We start from the raw sequence: 17,226 nt of genomic DNA, 5'->3' as shown, positions 1-17,226 counted from the left end.
CACAATTTTTAACTAATCTTTAAATCAATTCTTATGGAAAATTCAAACCCATACAAAAGCAAACAGATTTTTGAAGTCATCTTACAGCTAGGACTAGTTTTCCTAATTTTGGGATTTTGTATCAAACTTTTATTGCCTTTTATGATGCCAATTCTTTGGGCAATCATATTGGCTATTGTATTCTACCCTGCTTTCAATTTTTTGCAAAAAAAATTAAAGGGTCGCAAAAGCCTTGCTTCATTTATAATAACAGCAGCCTTATTGATAATCATTATTGCACCAACTGTATTGTTTGTAAATTCGGTTACAGCAAGTATAACTGAATTAAAAACAGGGGTAGAGAATGGTACTTTGAAAGTGGCAACACCAGGTCAAAACATCAAAGACTGGCCTCTAGTAGGAGACAAAGCCTATGATTTTCTTTATTCATTATCCACAGATCTAAAAGCTGGAGTACTCGAGTACAAAGAACAAATTGTAGAATTATCTAAAAAATTGCTGGGCAGCGTACTCAGTTCTACAGTTGCTTTATTACAGGTAATTCTTTCCGTAATTATTGCAGGAGTATTGATGGTTTCAACTAGTGCTCAAAATTTAGCAACCAATTTCATCAAGAGAATTGCGGGTGATTCAGGTGACGAATTTTTAGATATTTCAGTGTCAACAGTATATCAGGTGGTGAAAGGAATATTGGGTGTAGCCATTATCCAAACCCTGATCCAAGCCGTGGGGCTCTTTGGTGCTGGTATTCCTTTTGCGGGGGTGCTAACAGTCATTTGTTTGATGCTTTCCATTATCCAAGTCGGTCCCATCATTATCAACCTTGGGGTAATTGCCTATCTATTTTCATTGGATAATACCACCGCAGCAGCTTTATGGTCAGTGTTTTTTGTCCTAAGCGGACTATCAGATAACGTCCTAAAACCATTGCTATTAGGAAAAGGGGCGCTAGTGCCTATGTTGGTTATTTTTCTTGGTGTAATCGGCGGATTCATGATGTCTGGATTCGTAGGTTTATTTGTGGGGCCAATCATATTTTCTATAGGCTATAAATTATTTGCCGCCTGGATGGATAACAAACCCGAAAGTGCTTCAGCTGAAATCTAAAGTATAAGTATAATTTACTTCATCAGTGCGCAAAAAGCTCATGTGGACATGTTGCCATAAAGCCACGGGGGGCAACTCATCTATAGCGGTGAGTTGGCCCCCGTGGCTTTATGCTGTCGGTCTGTCCGCGCTACTTCGGTAGCTAGCTTCAAATGAAATTGACTGAACCCTTATGAAATAAATATACAGTGAAGTAATCCCTCACGCGGTTCTAATAACCTAAGGAGAAGCGAAAAAGTTTGTTTTTTAAAAGTCATTTTTACTGAAGTTATCACTAAGATGTTTTATGGCTTTTAATAAGTATTTAATACATTTGGAAATAATTAAAATAATTGTTTTTGAAAGTTTTGATAAGGTTAGAGCATGTAATGGACAATAATTTAAATTCAATAAACTAAATTTAAAAATGACAGCCCCAAATAAGAATATAAAATTCCCACTTCAAAATTATGACCGCCTTTGTTTTCTAAAAAACGTTATCAAAAATCCTAATATCATTGTTGGTGATTATACCTATTATGACGATTTTGAAAATGTGGAGAACTTTAAGAAAAATGTAAAATACCATTTCGACTTTGTTGGTGACAAACTGATAATTGGTAAATTTTGTATGATTGCTTCTGATGTGAAATTCATTATGAACGGAGCCAATCATTTGACAAACGCTATAACTACGTATCCGTTTGCAATTTTTGGAAATGGTTGGGAAAATGCTATGGAAGGAAAACAATATCCACAAAAAGGTGACATTCATATTGGTAATGATGTTTGGATAGGTTATAATGCAACCATTATGGCAGGTGTAACCATCGGCGACGGTGCTATTATTGCTACAAATGCAACGGTAATCAAAGACGTAGAACCTTATACAATTGTCGGAGGAAATCCAGCAGCTGAAATCAAAAAACGATTCTCAAATGATGTTATCGAAAGGCTTTTAAAATTAAAATGGTGGGATTGGAGCATTGAAAAAATCACAAGAAATATTCGAAACCTTACGGATATAGATATTGATAAATTAGAGCGTGATTAGTAATAATTTCAGTTAGGATTATTTAATAAACCAAATCATCATCACATAAAAAAGCCGCTTTGTCATTCAGGGACAATAGCGGCTTTTTACAAATAAAAACTAAAAAAGATTGTTTAATTAGAAGCAGTATGCGTTTTCTGCAACTAATTTAGTTGTGATTGTTTCTCTTAAACCAACCACATTTGGCATATTCGTATATTTAGTGTAACGACGTAATCCCATTAACATCATACGTTGCTCATCTCCTTCGGCAAAAGAAATAATGCTTTCTTTTCCTTTTTGAGTGATGATATCAACTGCTTGGTACAAGTATAATTGTGCCATTGCGATTTGTTCTTTGATTTTGTCAGCACCGTTTGTTTTGGCTAATTTTTCGGTTCTTAAGATCGTACTTTCAGCCATATAGATTTCGATTAAGATATCTGAGGCAGCCATCAATAATTGTTGGTGAGCGTCTAAGTCTGGACCGTATTTTTGAACGGCTCCACCAGCAACCATTAAGAACGCTTTTTTCAATTTACCAATCATTTCTTTTTCCTCAGCAAACAATTCAGAATAATCAGGAGTTTCAAAAGATGGAATTCCCATTAATTCTTCCTGTACTTTAGAAGCAGGTCCTAGTAAATCAACGTGACCTTTCATTGCTTTTTTGATTAACATACCAACAGAAAGCATTCTGTTGATTTCGTTTGTTCCCTCGTAGATACGAGCAATACGAGCATCTCTCCAAGCACTTTCCATAGGAGTGTCTTCTGAGAACCCCATTCCTCCAAAGATTTGAATTCCTTCATCAGCACAATTTTGAACGTCTTCAGAAACTGCAACTTTCAAGATAGAACACTCGATAGCATATTCTTCAACACCTTTCAATTCTGATTCTTGGTGAGATGCACCAGCAGCTTCACGCTCTGTAATACGATCTTCAATATCTTTTGCTGCACGGTAAGAAGCACTTTCTCCAGCGTAGCAAGAAGTTGCCATCTCGGCCAATTTAGAACGGATAGCTCCAAACTGAGAAATTGCAGTGTTAAATTGGATTCTTTCATTAGAATAGTGAACCGCTCCTGTGATTACTCTACGTTGAGCGTCCAAACAAGCAGCTGCCAATTTGATACGTCCTACATTCAAGGCGTTCATTGCGATTTTGAAACCATTTCCTCTTTCAGACAACATGTTTTCAACAGGAACTTTAGTCTCATTGAAGAAAACCTGACGAGTAGAAGAAGCACGAATACCTAATTTATGCTCTTCTTCATTCATCGAGATTCCATTGTCTGGAGTGTTTTCTACGATAAATCCAGTGATGTTTTTGTCGTCACCAATTCTTGCGAATACGATAAAAACAGAACAGAATCCTGCATTCGAAATCCACATTTTTTGTCCAGTGATCGAATATGTTTTTCCGTCTTCTGATAAAACAGCTTTAGTTTTTCCAGAATTAGCATCAGATCCAGCACCTGGTTCAGTCAAGCAATACGCTCCAAACCATTCTCCAGAAGCTAATTTTGGTACGTATTTTTGTTTTTGTTCTTCTGTTCCGTAAAGAGTGATTGGCATTGTTCCAATTCCGGTGTGCGCTCCAAAAGCAGTCGAGAATGAACCCGTTGCCCCCGAAATATAATCACATACCAAAACTGTATTTACAAATCCCATTCCCATTCCGCCATAAGCTTCCGGTACAGCTACGCTCAAGAAACCAAGATCTCCCGCTTTTTTCATACACTCTTGTGTATAAGCGTAATCTTTTTTCTCAAAACGATCTTTGTGTGCCCACAATTCTTTATCAACGAACTCTTTTACAGAGTCACGCATCATTAATTGCTCTTCATTGAAATCTTCTGGTGTGAAAATATCTTCACATTTTGTTTCTTTTACGATGAATTGACCACCTCTTGTTTTGTCGCTCATATCAGCCCCCTAACCCCCGAAGGGGGAATTCCTACTAGGGGTAAGTAGGGTTTTAAATTCTTTAACCTAAATAAAGTTAAAGATGTGATTATACTTTTTTTAAAGAACTTGTAAATTTATTTTTTGTTGGTAATTTTAGTGATTCCCCTTCGGGGGTTAGGGGGCTTTTACATCAACTCATAAATCCCCGCAGAACCTTGTCCAGTTCCCACACACATAGAAACAATTCCGTATTTGCTTCCTCTGCGTTTCATCTCGTCAAACAATTGAACAGATAATTTGGCTCCAGTACAACCTAAAGGATGACCTAAAGCAATCGCTCCACCATTCACATTGATAATATCGGGATTCAAGTTCAATTCGCGAGTAACTGCCAATGCTTGTGAAGCAAAAGCTTCGTTCAATTCAATTAGATCAATATCATTCAGAGTCAATCCCGCTTGTTTCAACGCTTTTGGAATTGCTTTTACAGGACCAATTCCCATAATTCTTGGCTCAACACCTGCAGAGGCGAAGTTTACCAGACGAGCAATCGGTTGAAGGTTTAATTCTTTTACCATTTCTTCGCTCATAACCAGTACAAAAGCAGCACCATCACTCATTTGTGAAGAGTTACCGGCTGTTACACTTCCATCGGCAGCAAAAACAGCTCTAAGACCAGCCAATGCTTCCAATGAAGTTCCAGCTCTAGGGCCTTCGTCTTTGTTTACAACGTATGATTTAGTTTCTTTTTTACCCTTTTCATTGATAAAAGTTTGCTCTACTGTAATAGGCACAATTTGTTTGTCAAATTTACCTTCTGCTTGCGCTTTCAATGCTTTGTTGTGTGATTGAAAAGCAAATTCATCTTGGTCTGCACGAGAGATGTTGAATTGTTTCGCCACCGCTTCCGATGTCAATCCCATTCCCCAGTAATAGTCCTCGTGTCCCGCTTTTGCGACAGCATAATCCGGAGTAGGTTTATAACCTCCCATTGGAATAAAACTCATGCTTTCGGCTCCACCGGCAATGATGCAATGTGCCATACCTGATTGGATTTTGGCAGTTGCCATTCCGATTGTTTCCAATCCTGAAGCGCAATATCTGTTTACGGTTACACCCGGTACATCGTCTACTTTTAATCCCATCAAAGAGATTAAACGTCCCACGTTCAAACCTTGTTCTGCTTCCGGCATGGCGTTTCCTACCATAACGTCGTCAATACGTGTTTTGTCAAAATCAGGTAACTCATTCATCATGTATTGAATGGTTTCTGCAGCCAACTCATCAGGTCTTTTAAATCTAAAAACTCCTTTTGGGGCTTTACCTACCGCAGTACGGTAAGCTTTAACTATATATGCTGTTTTCATTTGTTTTTGTTTTTTAAGATTTATTAGAAGAAAGAGGCAAGAGGCAAGATATTTCTAAAGTCTTGCTTCTTGTTTCTTGCATCTATTCTCTAATTGCGAAGCGGTTTCCCTTTGGTTAACATAAATTGGATACGTTCCAATGTTTTTCTTTCGGTGCAAAGTGACAAGAAAGCTTCACGTTCGATATCCAATAAATATTGTTCAGACACCAATGTAGCTTCAGATAAATCACCACCAGCCATAACATAAGCCAGTTTGTTTGCAATTTTAAGATCGTGCTCTGAGATGTATTTACCGGCAACCATTTGGTTAGTTCCTACCAAGAACATTCCCAATGCTTGTTTACCCAAAACTTTTACATCAGTTCTGCGGATAGGTTGTGTATAACCTGCTTCTGCCATTAACAACGCATGTTTTTTGGCTTCTGCAATTTGACGGTCTTTGTTTACCACCACAATATCTTTACCGTGTTGTAAAAGTCCTGTGTCAAAAGCTTCGTAAGCCGAAGTTGATACTTTTGCCATAGCGATGGTCATGAAATATTCTTGTAAAACATTCAATTCCACATCGTTTTTACGGAATAGATCTGATGCACGCATGGCCAATTCTTTCGAACCTCCACCGCCAGGAATTACCCCAACACCAAATTCAACTAATCCCATATAAGTTTCTGCAGCAGCAACCACTTTGTCAGCATGTAAACTCATTTCGCAACCACCACCAAAAGTCATTCCGTGAGGAGCAACTACGACAGGAATTCCAGAATAACGCACACGCATCATCGTGTCTTGGAACATTTTGATGGCCATATTCAACTCATCATATTCTTGCTCCACAGCCATCATAAATATCATTCCTATATTGGCACCAACAGAGAAATTTGCTGCTTGGTTTCCAATAACTAAACCTTGGTATTCTTTTTCGGATAAATCTATCGCTTTATTGATCGCAGCTAAAACGTCACCACCAATAGTATTCATTTTGGATTGGAATTCTAAGTTCAAGATTCCATCTCCTAAATCTTGGATGATAGCACCACTATTACTCCAAACTTTTTTGCTTTCGCGAATGTTGTTCAGGATTATGAATGCATCTTGTCCAGGAACTTTAGTTTGCGATTTTGTTGGAATATTATAGAAATAAGTTGCACCTTCTTTGATGCTGTAAAAACTTGTACTTCCAGAAGCAAGCATTTCGGTAACCCAAGCAGCAGGTTCAAGACCTTCGGCTTTCATGATTTCGATTCCATTTTGAACACCAATAGCGTCCCAAATTTCGAATGGACCATTTTCCCATCCAAAACCAGCTTTCATGGCATCGTCTATTTTGTATAACTCATCAGAGATTTCAGGAATACGGTTGGAAACGTAAGCAAACATTCCAGAGAAACTTTTTCTGTAGAATTCACCCGCTTTGTCTTTTCCTTTAACCAAAACTTTAAATCTGTTGATTGGTTTGTCGATTGTTTTTGTTAATTCCAAAGTAGCAAAAGAAGCTCTTTTGGCAGGACGGTATTCAAGAGTATCCAAGTCCAAAGAAAGAATGTCTTTGTCTACTTTTTTGTAGAAACCTTGGCCTGTTTTACTTCCGTACCATTTGTTTTCCATCATTTTGTTGACAAATTCAGGAAGTTTGAACAATTCGTGTTGTTCGTCTGTTGGGCAGTTTTCATAGATTCCGTTGGCAACATGCACCAAAGTATCCAATCCAACAACATCCACAGTTCTAAAAGTAGCCGATTTTGGACGACCAATAACCGGGCCAGTCAATTTATCGACCTCTTCAATAGTCAATCCCAATTCTTTTACCAAATGGAACAAACTTTGGATTCCGTAAATACCAATACGGTTTCCGATAAATGCTGGAGTATCTTTGGCAACAACTGAAGTTTTACCCAAGAATTTCTCTCCGTATATGGTTAAGAAATCCAAAACCTCAGAAGAAGTTTGTGGACCAGGAATAATTTCGAATAATTTTAAGTAACGCGCTGGGTTAAAAAAGTGAGTTCCGCAGAAATGTTTTTGAAAATCTTCGCTACGTCCTTCGCTCATGAAATGAATTGGAATACCAGAAGTATTTGATGTTACCAAAGTTCCCGGTTTTTTGAATTTTTCAATTTGCTCAAAAACCAATTTTTTGATGTCCAAACGCTCCACAACCACTTCGATAATCCAATCTACATTGGCAATCTTAGCCATATCGTCCGTAGTATTTCCAGTGGTGATTCGGCTGGCGAATTTTTGACTGTAAATAGGAGAGGGCTTCGATTTTAATGAGTTGGCCAAATGTTCGTTTACCACACGGTTGCGAACAATTTTACTTTCAAGCGTAAGCCCTTTTTTGGTTTCGGCATCAGTCAATTCTCTTGGCACAATGTCCAAAAGTAAGACTTCGACTCCAATGTTGGCAAAATGACAAGCAATTCCCGAACCCATAATTCCGGATCCAATTACTGCTACTTTTTTAATGGTGCGTTTCATCATTACTGTTTTCTTGTTGATTAAATATGTTTTTATTCTGAATTAGTTCGTTGATAATTTCTGCAACTTCTATGAAGTTATTTATCTTTTCTTCCGAGATGTGTTTTCTCACGGATTCATTAAATTTCAAAACAGTATTCTTAGAAAGCTCTCTTTTTTCTTTTCCAAAATCGGTTAGGTAAATCAAAACTCCTCTGCCGTCTTCTGGATTTTTCTTTCTAATTATTAGCCCTTTTTCCTCCATTGATTTTAAGGTTCTGGTCAAGCTTGTAGCCTCCATTCCCATTCTTGGCCCTAATGCTGTTGAAGGTGTTCCTTCTTCTCTGTCAATGCTTAATAATGCAAATCCAGTTGCCATCGTAGCATCATATTTATGAGCTTCTTCGTTATACATTCTGGATACGGCTTGCCAAGTTGCTCTTAAGATATAATCTATTGTTTTGTTTTTCATATTCTACTATATCGATTTCAAATGTAATAAAAAAAATACTATGCATGCATAATAAAATTTGTTTTTTTTTAATTTTTTATAAATATAAATAAAAAACTCCTTTAAAATAAGGAGTTTGGGAAATATTATGCATGCGCAGTATTTTCTTGTTTTAACAAAATTGATGGTTTTTTTGAGTTAGAAAATTTATTTGTAATTCATTTAAAAAAAAATGAATTATCCCTTCTTAAAATCCCCACTATCCACATCCCTCAAAAATTGAATCACCCCTTTAAAATAATTTTTTTGATCATCGTATTGCGAAAGGTGGCTTCCGTTAGGGCAAAATAAAAAGCGTCCATTTTGTACTTCGTGAGACATCCATTCCATGTGTTTGGGATCCATCGTGTCGTATTTGGCACCAATAACCAAAGTAGGAACGGTAATTGTTTTAAGTCGGGCAGTGACATCCCAATCTTTTAAAGTGGCATTTCCTGTAATTCCAAATTCACTCGGTCCTTGCATATATACATACACATTAGGATTGATGTGTTTGAAGCATCTATTAATGGATTCTGGCCATTTGTCAATAGGCATTCTTAAAATATGTTCGGTATAATAATATTTAAAAAGCAGTTCGGTGTATTTTGGATTGGTGTAATCCTTGTTTTTTTCGAATGTTTTTATTTGGTCAAAAACAGTTTTTGGGAGTTTTGGCCCAAGAACTTCTTCGGCATATTTGTTGTAAGCAGGTGCGCTTGCCATCATATTGGAAATAATGAGCCCTTTGAGATTTTTTTGGTATTTCAAGGCGTATTCCATAGCCAGGATTCCACCCCAGGATTGTCCCAAAACATAAAAATTGGTATTGTCACAACCGAGTGCTTTTCGAACCTGTTCCACTTCTTCCACAAATCGTTCATTTGTCCACAGACTGTTGTCGTTCGGCTGATCGCTGTAATAAGAACCCAATTGATCATAGTAGATGTATTCGATACTTTCGTTCGGGAAATAGCCGTCAAATGACTCATACAGTTCATGGGTGAGACCTGGACCTCCGTGAAGCAACAGCACTTTTATGGTTGGATTGTTTCCCACAGTTTTTGTCCAAACTTTGAAAGTCCCTTTTGGAGTGGTGATAGGAATAATTTTGATACCGCCCGTAAATTGGTCATCCCTTTTGGAAAAATCAAGGTAATTGGCTTTTATGGTGTCTTCGGTTTTTTCTTTACAGCCAATAATTAAAAGTAGGCTGATGAAAAGCATAGTGTAGATTTTGATTTTCATGCGTTGATATTTTTTGTTTTTAATAGATTATGGCAGTTATCACGTAATGTTTTTTTCTCGCAAAGACGCAAAGGCGCAAAGGCGCAAAGGCGCAAAGTTTATAAACCTTCTCTTTGCGTCTTAGCGCCTTTGTGAGAGTTTGATTCAAATACATTCATTGCATGAAACCGTAACTGTTATTTTTAATTAATTGTGAAGATAAGAAGATTTTAAATACAAAAAAAAGTCCCGATAGTAACTATCAGGACTTTGAGGTTTTTTAAATATAAAAGTCTACAGCGGATGACCGTATATTTTTTCATATTGTTTTTTGTAAATTTCCAATATGATTTTTCTTTTTAATTTTAGAGTAGGAGTAAGGTGTCCACCGTCAATTGACCAAACATCTGGCGTTAATTCGAAACGTTTTACTTGTTCCCAATTTCCAAATTTTGGATTGATATGGTCAATTTCTTCCTGAATACGGGCAATTACTTTTGGATTTGAAATTATATCTTGGTTTGTCTTTCCAACTTCAATTCCGTGAAGTTTTTCCCATTCTTTGATGAACTCAAAACTAGGTTGAATGAACGCAGCTGGCATTTTTTCTCCATCACCAATAACCATAATCTGCTCGATAAAACGAGATTGTTTCATGGTGTTTTCGATAATTTGAGGTGCAATGTATTTTCCTCCAGAAGTTTTAAACATTTCTTTCTTGCGGTCTGTAATGGTCAAAAATCCGTTTTGATCAACATTACCAATATCTCCCGTATGGAAATATCCGTCAATGATAGCTTCGGCTGTTTTTTCAGGATCTTTGTAATAACCTATCATAACATTTGGACCTTTGCAAAGAATTTCACCGTCTTCGGCAATTTTTACTTCAACGTTGTCAATGGATTTTCCAACAGTCCCAACTTTGAATCCTCTATTTCTCATGTCATTTACAGTAATTACAGGAGAAGTTTCGGTCAATCCATAACCTTCCATAACTGGAATTTCGGCAGCGGCAAATACGCGTGATAATCTTTTCTGTAAAGCGGCACTTCCGGAAACCATTAAATCTAAGTTACCTCCCAAACCTTCTTTCCATTTGCTGAAAATTAGTTTGCGGGCAATTTTTAATTGGAATTCATACCAAAAACCATTGGCTCCATAAGGCTCGTAACGCAGTCCTAAATCGATAGCCCAAAAGAAAAGCATTTTTTTAATTCCTTTCAATTCGGTTCCTTTTGCAAGAATACTATCGTATACTTTTTCCAAAAGTCTAGGTACGGCAGTAATTACAGTTGGTCTTACTTCTTTTAGATTACTGCTGATCTTGTCTATGGATTCTCCAAAATATACTGAAACACCATAATATTGATATAGATACAAAATCATTCTTTCGAAAATATGGCAGATAGGAAGGAAACTCAATGCCACACTTTTTCCTGCTTCAAATGGAATTCTGGAAGCACTGTTAAGCACATTTGAAACAATATTTCTGTGTGACAGCATAACTCCTTTTGGTCGTCCTGTTGTCCCAGATGTATAAATGATAGTCGCTAAATCGTCTGGTTTTACATTGTTTTTTCTATCTTCAACAACATCTTGATTACTTTTGTCTTCACCTAAATTTAATAATTCAGTCCAGTTTCTGCATCCCCCAATTTCATTGAATGAAAAAACCTCTTTTAGGGAAGGTACATTCGCCTTTATATTATTTACTTTATTGTATACTTCAATATCCGAAACAAATACATACATAGCTTCAGAATGATTTAGAATATATTCATAATCTTCTTGAGCAATAGTTGGATAAATCGGCACGTTTTGGGCGCCGGTTTGTAAAATACCAATGTCCATGATATGCCATTCCGTTCTATTGTTGCTTGAAATGATAGCTATTTTGTCGTCTTTTTGTATGCCCATCCTTAGCAATGCCCTAGAAATTGCATTGGCTTTATCAAGATATTCTTGGGTTGAGGTTTTTACCCAAACATCACCTTGCTTGGTAACCAAAGCATCTAATTTGTTGTAATTTTCAAGCTGATAGTAAGGGAAATCAAAAAGACGGGTAATCGTTCTCATTGTATGATTGTTAAATTTTTTCGCAAATTAAATAAAAATTAATAATAATTTTTATTTTCTAATGATTAATTACGATTAATATAATTACATTATTGGTAATCAACGAAATCGATTTCTTAAAATTGTTTAAATTAGATGAATTGAGTTTAGAAAAACGCTTTTTTAATTGGTTTTGGAGTAAAATAATTTGCGAAACAGGAGATATACAAGTATTTACGGTTTTTGATACAGAATATTGTTATTCGATATATTCTTTTACTCTCTCTCCAGAAATGAACATCTTCATTTTGTCATGATGAATTGAAAATTGTTGTAAAATCCATTCGTTTTCATCCTCTGATTTTGATTTGGTCGTATCACTTTTTTTATACCAAAAAGAGTAAGAAGCACTATTGAATCCTTCTTTAAAAATAGGAACTCCAGATTCCGAACATTCAATTCCCCAAAGGATATTTTCTTTTACAAGATTTTCATTTTGCATAATTCCTGTGCCGTCAGCATTGAGGATTGTTATAGGCTCAACTTGATTTACAAAAGTATAAAGACCGGTAACAGGATAGCCAATGACTGTAGCGATATAGTGGTCTTTGTCCTTGTTTCTGATTTTGGTAACTTTAATTTGGGCATAGGAATGTGTTGCACTTAATACAAGTGCAGCAAGCAGCAAAGTAATTTTTTTCATGGGTGTAGGTTGATTTTAAAAAAGTCTAAAAAGCAAGGGGCGTTGCTTTTTAGGTAAGGTTAAATGTTTATTCTTTTGGCTAAGATACAAACGGAATTTTAGATAAAAAACTACAAGTAGGTATAATTATATAAAATTAAAAATCCTTCAAGAAACTCCTTGGTACCTTTATTGTTATAAAGATAGGTCACCATTTTTTTTTCGATTACGTTTCCTTTTTCGTCAAGTTTGTAGGTCAAAATGATTTCTTTGTTTGGGTATTTTGTATTGTTATCAGAATTAATTGTTGAAATCTTGATTAGCCTATTATTATGGTCGTATTTATAAATATTTTTATGGGATAAAATGCCTGATTTAATGGTATGCACTTCTTTTACCAGTGCATTAGAATCGTAGATGTATTTTGTGGATAAATCTGTAGGTTGGTAATCAATCTGGAAGATTTGGTTATCATCATTGAAATGATAAAAGTACTCATTTCTGGTAGTTGCCTTTTTTGGCGAACTTTTGATAACTTCTTCTCCTTTGTACAAAATGTTTTTCTTTTGTACATATTTGTAATCAGCCATAGAAAAATCTGGAGTTTGAGTTTCATTCTCCAAATTGGTTTCGGTTGTATCTTTATTTTTGCCAACATTGACAGTCTCGATATCTATATGCGAAATATAACCTTTGTTGGTGTAGCTGAAAAAGTGCTTTTTTGAGAGCACATACTTATAATTTTGCTCAAACTCTTTGGTTGAACCTTCGGGATAAAATTTATAAAAATTATTGATCAATTCAGAATCACCTGTTACGTTCCCTTTTGAGTTTATCAAAAATTGCTGCTCATGCATTTGGGTTACATTTCCTTTAAGACCTAGAGTTTTTGCATTAGAACCAAACAATTCTAATAGGGGATTAATTTTTAAGGATTCATCTGAAATTTGTGCAAATACTGGATTTATTAAAAGTAGGAGGCTTATAATAATAAGGTTTTTGATGGTATTCATTGGTGGTTTTTTAGGTTAATTCAGATTTTAGGGCAAAAATCTTCATGAAAAACCCGTCTCTGAAAAAAGTTAGAGACGGGCTTTATTTGGAAATAAAATTTTAATTATTAAAATCTTACTTGTTTGTATTGTCTATCCATTTTTTTGCATTCACAAAGGCTTCGTGCCAAGGGGTAACCTCGTCATTTCTGTCTTTTGGATAATGTGCCCAGTTCCATTGGAAAGTGGAACGCTCAATGTGTGGCATCATTACCAAGTGGCGACCTGTTTTGTCACACATCATTGCGGTGTTGAAAGCCGATCCATTTGGATTGGCAGGATATTCTTCATAACCGTATTTTCCAACGATGTTGTATTGGTCTTCTGCGTATGGCAAATTGAATTTTCCTTCACCATGCGAAACCCAAACTCCAAGTGTGCTTCCCGCCAAAGTCGATAACATTACCGATTTGTTTTCCTGAATAGTTACCGAAGTAAAAATACTTTCGTGTTTGTGGCTGTCGTTATGAAGCATTTTTCCGTGAACTTCATGCTCTGGGTTTATTACTTCCAATTCCATGAATAACTGACAACCGTTACAGATTCCAACAGATAAAGTGTCTTCTCTTTTGAAGAAGTTTTTCAATGCCGTATTTGCTTTTTCGTTGTATTTGAATGCTCCGGCCCAACCTTTGGCAGAACCCAAAACATCTGAATTAGAGAATCCTCCAACAGCTCCGATGAATTGAATGTCTTCCAGGTTTTCACGTCCCGAAATCAAATCGGTCATGTGAACGTCTTTTACGTCAAAACCTGCCAAATACATTGCATTCGCCATTTCACGCTCGGAATTACTTCCTTTTTCACGGATGATAGCTGCTTTTGGACGTGGTTTTGAAGTATCAATTGCAGGTTTTTTTCCTGTAAAATGAGCTGGGAAAGTATAGTTTAATACTTGGTTTTTATAATTGTCGAAACGTGCTTGGGCAGTTCCGTTTTTAGATTGTTTTTGGTCTAACAAGAAAGAAGTCTTGAACCAAATGTCTCTGTATTTCGCAATATCCAATTTACAAGGACCAAAGTCTAAAGTAGCTTCGCTTGTTGCATTTCCTAATTTGAAGAATGATACTCCGTTTGCTTTCAATTTAGCTTCAACAGCTTCATCTGAATTAGCTTGGAAAACAACCGCGATATTTTCAGAGAATAGGTATTTAATAATATCTTTTTCTTCAAAAACAGAGAAATCAATTTTTGCTCCTAAATTCACATCAGCAAAACACATTTCCAATAAAGTAGTAATCAAACCACCGCTTCCGATATCGTGTCCAGCCAAAATCTGATTGTCTAAAATCAATTCTTGAAGAGTATTGAATGCATTTTTGAAAAAAGCAGCGTCTTTAATTGTTGGCGCATCGTTTCCGATTGCATTCAGTGTTTGTGCCAATGAAGAACCTCCTAGTTTGAAGTCGTCTTGGGACAAATTAATATAATAAATAGAACCTCCGTCTTTTTGCAAAATAGGTTCAACAACTTTTCTAATGTCGATACAGTTACCTCCAGCAGAAATAATTACCGTTCCCGGTGCAATTACTTCGTCGTTTGGATATTTTTGTTTCATCGAAAGTGAATCTTTTCCTGTCGGAATATTGATTCCCAATTCGATTGCAAAATCTGAACAGGCTTCAACGGCGGCGTACAAACGAGCATCTTCACCTTCGTTTTTGCAAGCCCACATCCAGTTTGCAGACAATGAAATTCCTTTCAACCCGTCTTTAATGGGAGCCCAAACGATGTTTGATAATGACTCGGCAATTGCTGTTCTTGTTCCTGCAACAGGGTCAATCAAAGAGGCGATAGGAGAGTGTCCAATTGAGGTTGCAACTCCTTCTTTTCCTTGATAATCCAAAGCCATAACACCACAATTGTTCAATGGCAATTGCAATGGTCCAGCACATTGTTGTTTGGCTACTTTTCCGCCAACACAACGATCGACTTTGTTTGTCAGCCAGTCTTTACAGGCAACAGCTTCCAATTGCAGTACTTGCTCCAAGTATGTTGCTATATTTTTTACGTTATATTCTAAACCGCCATAGTTGTAATCGATGGTTTTGTCTGTCATTATCGTTTTTGGAGAACTTCCGAAGAAATCTTCCAAAGCATAATCCATCGGTTTTAAACCAGTGGTTTTTGATTCGAAAGTAAAACGATGATCGGCAGTTACATCACCCACCTGGTACATTGGAGAGCGTTCTCTGTCAGCAATTCGTTGTAAAATGTCGATGTCTTTTTTACCAATAACCAATCCCATTCTTTCTTGAGATTCGTTACCGATAATTTCTTTTGCAGAAAGTGTCGGGTCTCCAACAGGCAATTTGTCCAAATCAATTAATCCTCCTGTTTCTTCTACCAATTCAGAAAGACAGTTTAAGTGTCCGCCCGCACCGTGATCGTGAATAGAAACGATTGGGTTATTGTCACTTTCTACCAAACCACGAATGGCGTTGGCAGCACGTTTTTGCATTTCTGGGTTGGAACGTTGAATGGCATTTAATTCAATTCCTGAGCCAAAAGCACCTGTATCTGCTGATGAAACGGCAGCACCACCCATTCCAATTCTATAATTTTCACCACCAAGGATAACGATTTTGTCTCCTTCTTTTGGTTTGTGTTTAATGGCTTGATCTAATTTTCCGTAACCAATTCCACCTGCTTGCATGATTACTTTATCGTAACCAATTTTGCGGTTGTTTTCTTCATGTTCAAAAGTCAAAACCGAACCGGTAATAAGCGGCTGTCCAAATTTATTTCCGAAATCAGATGCTCCGTTTGAAGCTTTTATTAAGATATCCATTGGAGTTTGATACAACCATTTTCTTTCGGCAACGGCGTCTTCCCAAGGTCTGTTTGCTGATAAACGAGAGTAAGAAGTCATATAAACAGCCGTTCCTGCCATTGGCAAAGAACCTTGTCCTCCAGCCAAACGATCACGAATTTCGCCTCCTGATCCTGTTGCAGCTCCGTTGAAAGGCTCCACAGTGGTTGGAAAATTGTGAGTTTCTGCTTTTAAAGAGATAACCGAATCAAATTCTTTTATTTCGTAAAAATCAGGTTTGTCGGCAGTTTTTGGAGCAAATTGCTGTACTCTTGGTCCTTTTACAAAAGCAACGTTGTCTTTGTAAGCCGAAACAATATCGTTAGGATTTTCCTGAGATGTTTTTTTGATTAATTTAAAAAGAGAAGTTTCTTTTTCCACACCGTCAATAACAAAAGTTCCATTGAAAATTTTGTGACGACAGTGCTCTGAATTGGCTTGAGAGAAAGCGAAAATCTCTGAATCCGTTAATTTTCTACCTAATTTAGTTGACAAATTATCCAAATATTCTACTTCTTCCTGACTCAAAGACAAGCCTTCTGTTTTGTTATAAGCAGCAATATCATCAATATTCAAAATAGCTTCAGGCTGAATGTGAATCGTGAAAATATCTTGATTCAACTCGGTGTATTTTTGGGAAAGCATTGGATCAAAATCATTGAAATCGGCCGTTGCTTTCTGGAATTCTTCAATACGAATGATTCCTGAAATTCCCATATTTTGGGTGATTTCTACCGCATTGGTACTCCAAGGGGTAATCATTGTGGCACGTGGTCCAACAAAAAAATCCGACAAAACGGATTTTTCTATTTTATTTGCATCTGCAAAAAGCCAGTTAAGTTTTGAAATGTCTTGAGCCGAAATTTCGTTTTGCGTTTGTACTGCAAAAACAGTTTTGCTTTGGTTTTCAAAGAAATGGATCATTGTTGTGTAGTTTGTTGTATTTAACGGTGCAAATTTAGGTTAAATATATAGTAAGAGCAAATGTGAAAAGCAAAGTCTTTGAAAAATTAGATTGATAAAGAGATAGACACGAATTTCACAAATTAGCA

The 17,226-nt window shown here is 36.5% G+C and carries 11 protein-coding genes; 2 read left to right on the top strand and 9 right to left on the bottom strand.

From position 1 onward, the window contains the following. Positions 1 to 33 precede the first annotated feature (33 nt). Both C8C85_RS02050 and C8C85_RS02045 read left to right on the top strand, forming a co-directional pair. Positions 34 to 1,107, top strand: a complete 1,074-nt coding sequence (locus tag C8C85_RS02050) for an AI-2E family transporter (RefSeq protein ID WP_116795585.1) — start codon at positions 34 to 36, stop codon at positions 1,105 to 1,107. Between the two features lie 406 nt (positions 1,108 to 1,513). Next, positions 1,514 to 2,140 (top strand): CatB-related O-acetyltransferase, encoded by a 627-nt coding sequence (locus C8C85_RS02045; protein WP_116795584.1) that lies wholly within the window; start codon positions 1,514 to 1,516, stop codon positions 2,138 to 2,140. A 117-nt stretch (positions 2,141 to 2,257) separates the two neighbouring features. Here C8C85_RS02045 and C8C85_RS02040 read toward each other — a convergent pair whose 3' ends face one another. From C8C85_RS02040 to purL, 9 genes are all read right to left on the bottom strand, one after another. Beyond that, positions 2,258 to 4,048: an acyl-CoA dehydrogenase family protein gene (locus C8C85_RS02040; protein ID WP_116795583.1), complete on the bottom strand. Its 1,791-nt coding sequence runs from the start codon at positions 4,046 to 4,048 to the stop codon at positions 2,258 to 2,260. A 167-nt stretch (positions 4,049 to 4,215) separates the two neighbouring features. Then, on the bottom strand, positions 4,216 to 5,397 hold the full coding sequence (locus tag C8C85_RS02035) for an acetyl-CoA C-acyltransferase (RefSeq protein WP_116795582.1): 1,182 nt from the start codon (positions 5,395 to 5,397) through the stop codon (positions 4,216 to 4,218). Between the two features lie 89 nt (positions 5,398 to 5,486). Next, complete coding sequence (locus C8C85_RS02030; RefSeq protein ID WP_116795581.1) at positions 5,487 to 7,877, bottom strand: 3-hydroxyacyl-CoA dehydrogenase/enoyl-CoA hydratase family protein; 2,391 nt, start codon at positions 7,875 to 7,877, stop codon at positions 5,487 to 5,489. Beyond that, positions 7,861 to 8,328, bottom strand: a complete 468-nt coding sequence (locus C8C85_RS02025) for a MarR family winged helix-turn-helix transcriptional regulator (RefSeq protein ID WP_116795580.1) — start codon at positions 8,326 to 8,328, stop codon at positions 7,861 to 7,863. The genes C8C85_RS02030 and C8C85_RS02025 overlap by 17 nt, the downstream gene beginning before the upstream one ends. 216 nt (positions 8,329 to 8,544) lie before the next feature. Beyond that, the gene (locus C8C85_RS02020) at positions 8,545 to 9,594 is read right to left on the bottom strand and encodes a proline iminopeptidase-family hydrolase (protein WP_116795579.1); all 1,050 of its coding nucleotides are present in this window, start codon (positions 9,592 to 9,594) and stop codon (positions 8,545 to 8,547) included. A gap of 273 nt (positions 9,595 to 9,867) precedes the next feature. Next, positions 9,868 to 11,649 (bottom strand): AMP-dependent synthetase/ligase, encoded by a 1,782-nt coding sequence (locus C8C85_RS02015; RefSeq protein WP_116795578.1) that lies wholly within the window; start codon positions 11,647 to 11,649, stop codon positions 9,868 to 9,870. A 238-nt stretch (positions 11,650 to 11,887) separates the two neighbouring features. Beyond that, on the bottom strand, positions 11,888 to 12,331 hold the full coding sequence (locus C8C85_RS02010; RefSeq protein WP_116795577.1) for a hypothetical protein: 444 nt from the start codon (positions 12,329 to 12,331) through the stop codon (positions 11,888 to 11,890). 110 nt (positions 12,332 to 12,441) lie between these two features. After that, on the bottom strand, positions 12,442 to 13,323 hold the full coding sequence (locus tag C8C85_RS02005; RefSeq protein ID WP_116795576.1) for a hypothetical protein: 882 nt from the start codon (positions 13,321 to 13,323) through the stop codon (positions 12,442 to 12,444). A 115-nt stretch (positions 13,324 to 13,438) separates the two neighbouring features. Continuing rightward, positions 13,439 to 17,098, bottom strand: a complete 3,660-nt coding sequence (gene purL / locus C8C85_RS02000) for a phosphoribosylformylglycinamidine synthase (RefSeq protein WP_116795575.1) — start codon at positions 17,096 to 17,098, stop codon at positions 13,439 to 13,441. Positions 17,099 to 17,226 lie beyond the last annotated feature (128 nt).

It is taken from the genome of Flavobacterium sp. 103 (assembly GCF_003096795.1).
In the GTDB taxonomy this organism is placed as follows: domain Bacteria; phylum Bacteroidota; class Bacteroidia; order Flavobacteriales; family Flavobacteriaceae; genus Flavobacterium.
The sequence above is the reverse complement of the archived record's forward strand: the minus strand, read 5'-3'. Positions and strand labels throughout refer to the sequence as shown.

Bases quoted from the DNA above. Each gene is read 5' to 3' on its own strand.
- C8C85_RS02050 (WP_116795585.1), top strand. From the start codon at position 34: ATGGAAAATTCAAACCCATACAAAAGCAAACAGATTTTTGAAGTCATC.
- C8C85_RS02045 (WP_116795584.1), top strand. From the start codon at position 1,514: ATGACAGCCCCAAATAAGAATATAAAATTCCCACTTCAAAATTATGAC.
- C8C85_RS02040 (WP_116795583.1), bottom strand. From the start codon at position 4,048: ATGAGCGACAAAACAAGAGGTGGTCAATTCATCGTAAAAGAAACAAAA.
- C8C85_RS02035 (WP_116795582.1), bottom strand. From the start codon at position 5,397: ATGAAAACAGCATATATAGTTAAAGCTTACCGTACTGCGGTAGGTAAA.
- C8C85_RS02030 (WP_116795581.1), bottom strand. From the start codon at position 7,877: ATGAAACGCACCATTAAAAAAGTAGCAGTAATTGGATCCGGAATTATG.
- C8C85_RS02025 (WP_116795580.1), bottom strand. From the start codon at position 8,328: ATGAAAAACAAAACAATAGATTATATCTTAAGAGCAACTTGGCAAGCC.
- C8C85_RS02020 (WP_116795579.1), bottom strand. From the start codon at position 9,594: ATGAAAATCAAAATCTACACTATGCTTTTCATCAGCCTACTTTTAATT.
- C8C85_RS02015 (WP_116795578.1), bottom strand. From the start codon at position 11,649: ATGAGAACGATTACCCGTCTTTTTGATTTCCCTTACTATCAGCTTGAA.
- C8C85_RS02010 (WP_116795577.1), bottom strand. From the start codon at position 12,331: ATGAAAAAAATTACTTTGCTGCTTGCTGCACTTGTATTAAGTGCAACA.
- C8C85_RS02005 (WP_116795576.1), bottom strand. From the start codon at position 13,323: ATGAATACCATCAAAAACCTTATTATTATAAGCCTCCTACTTTTAATA.
- purL (WP_116795575.1), bottom strand. From the start codon at position 17,098: ATGATCCATTTCTTTGAAAACCAAAGCAAAACTGTTTTTGCAGTACAA.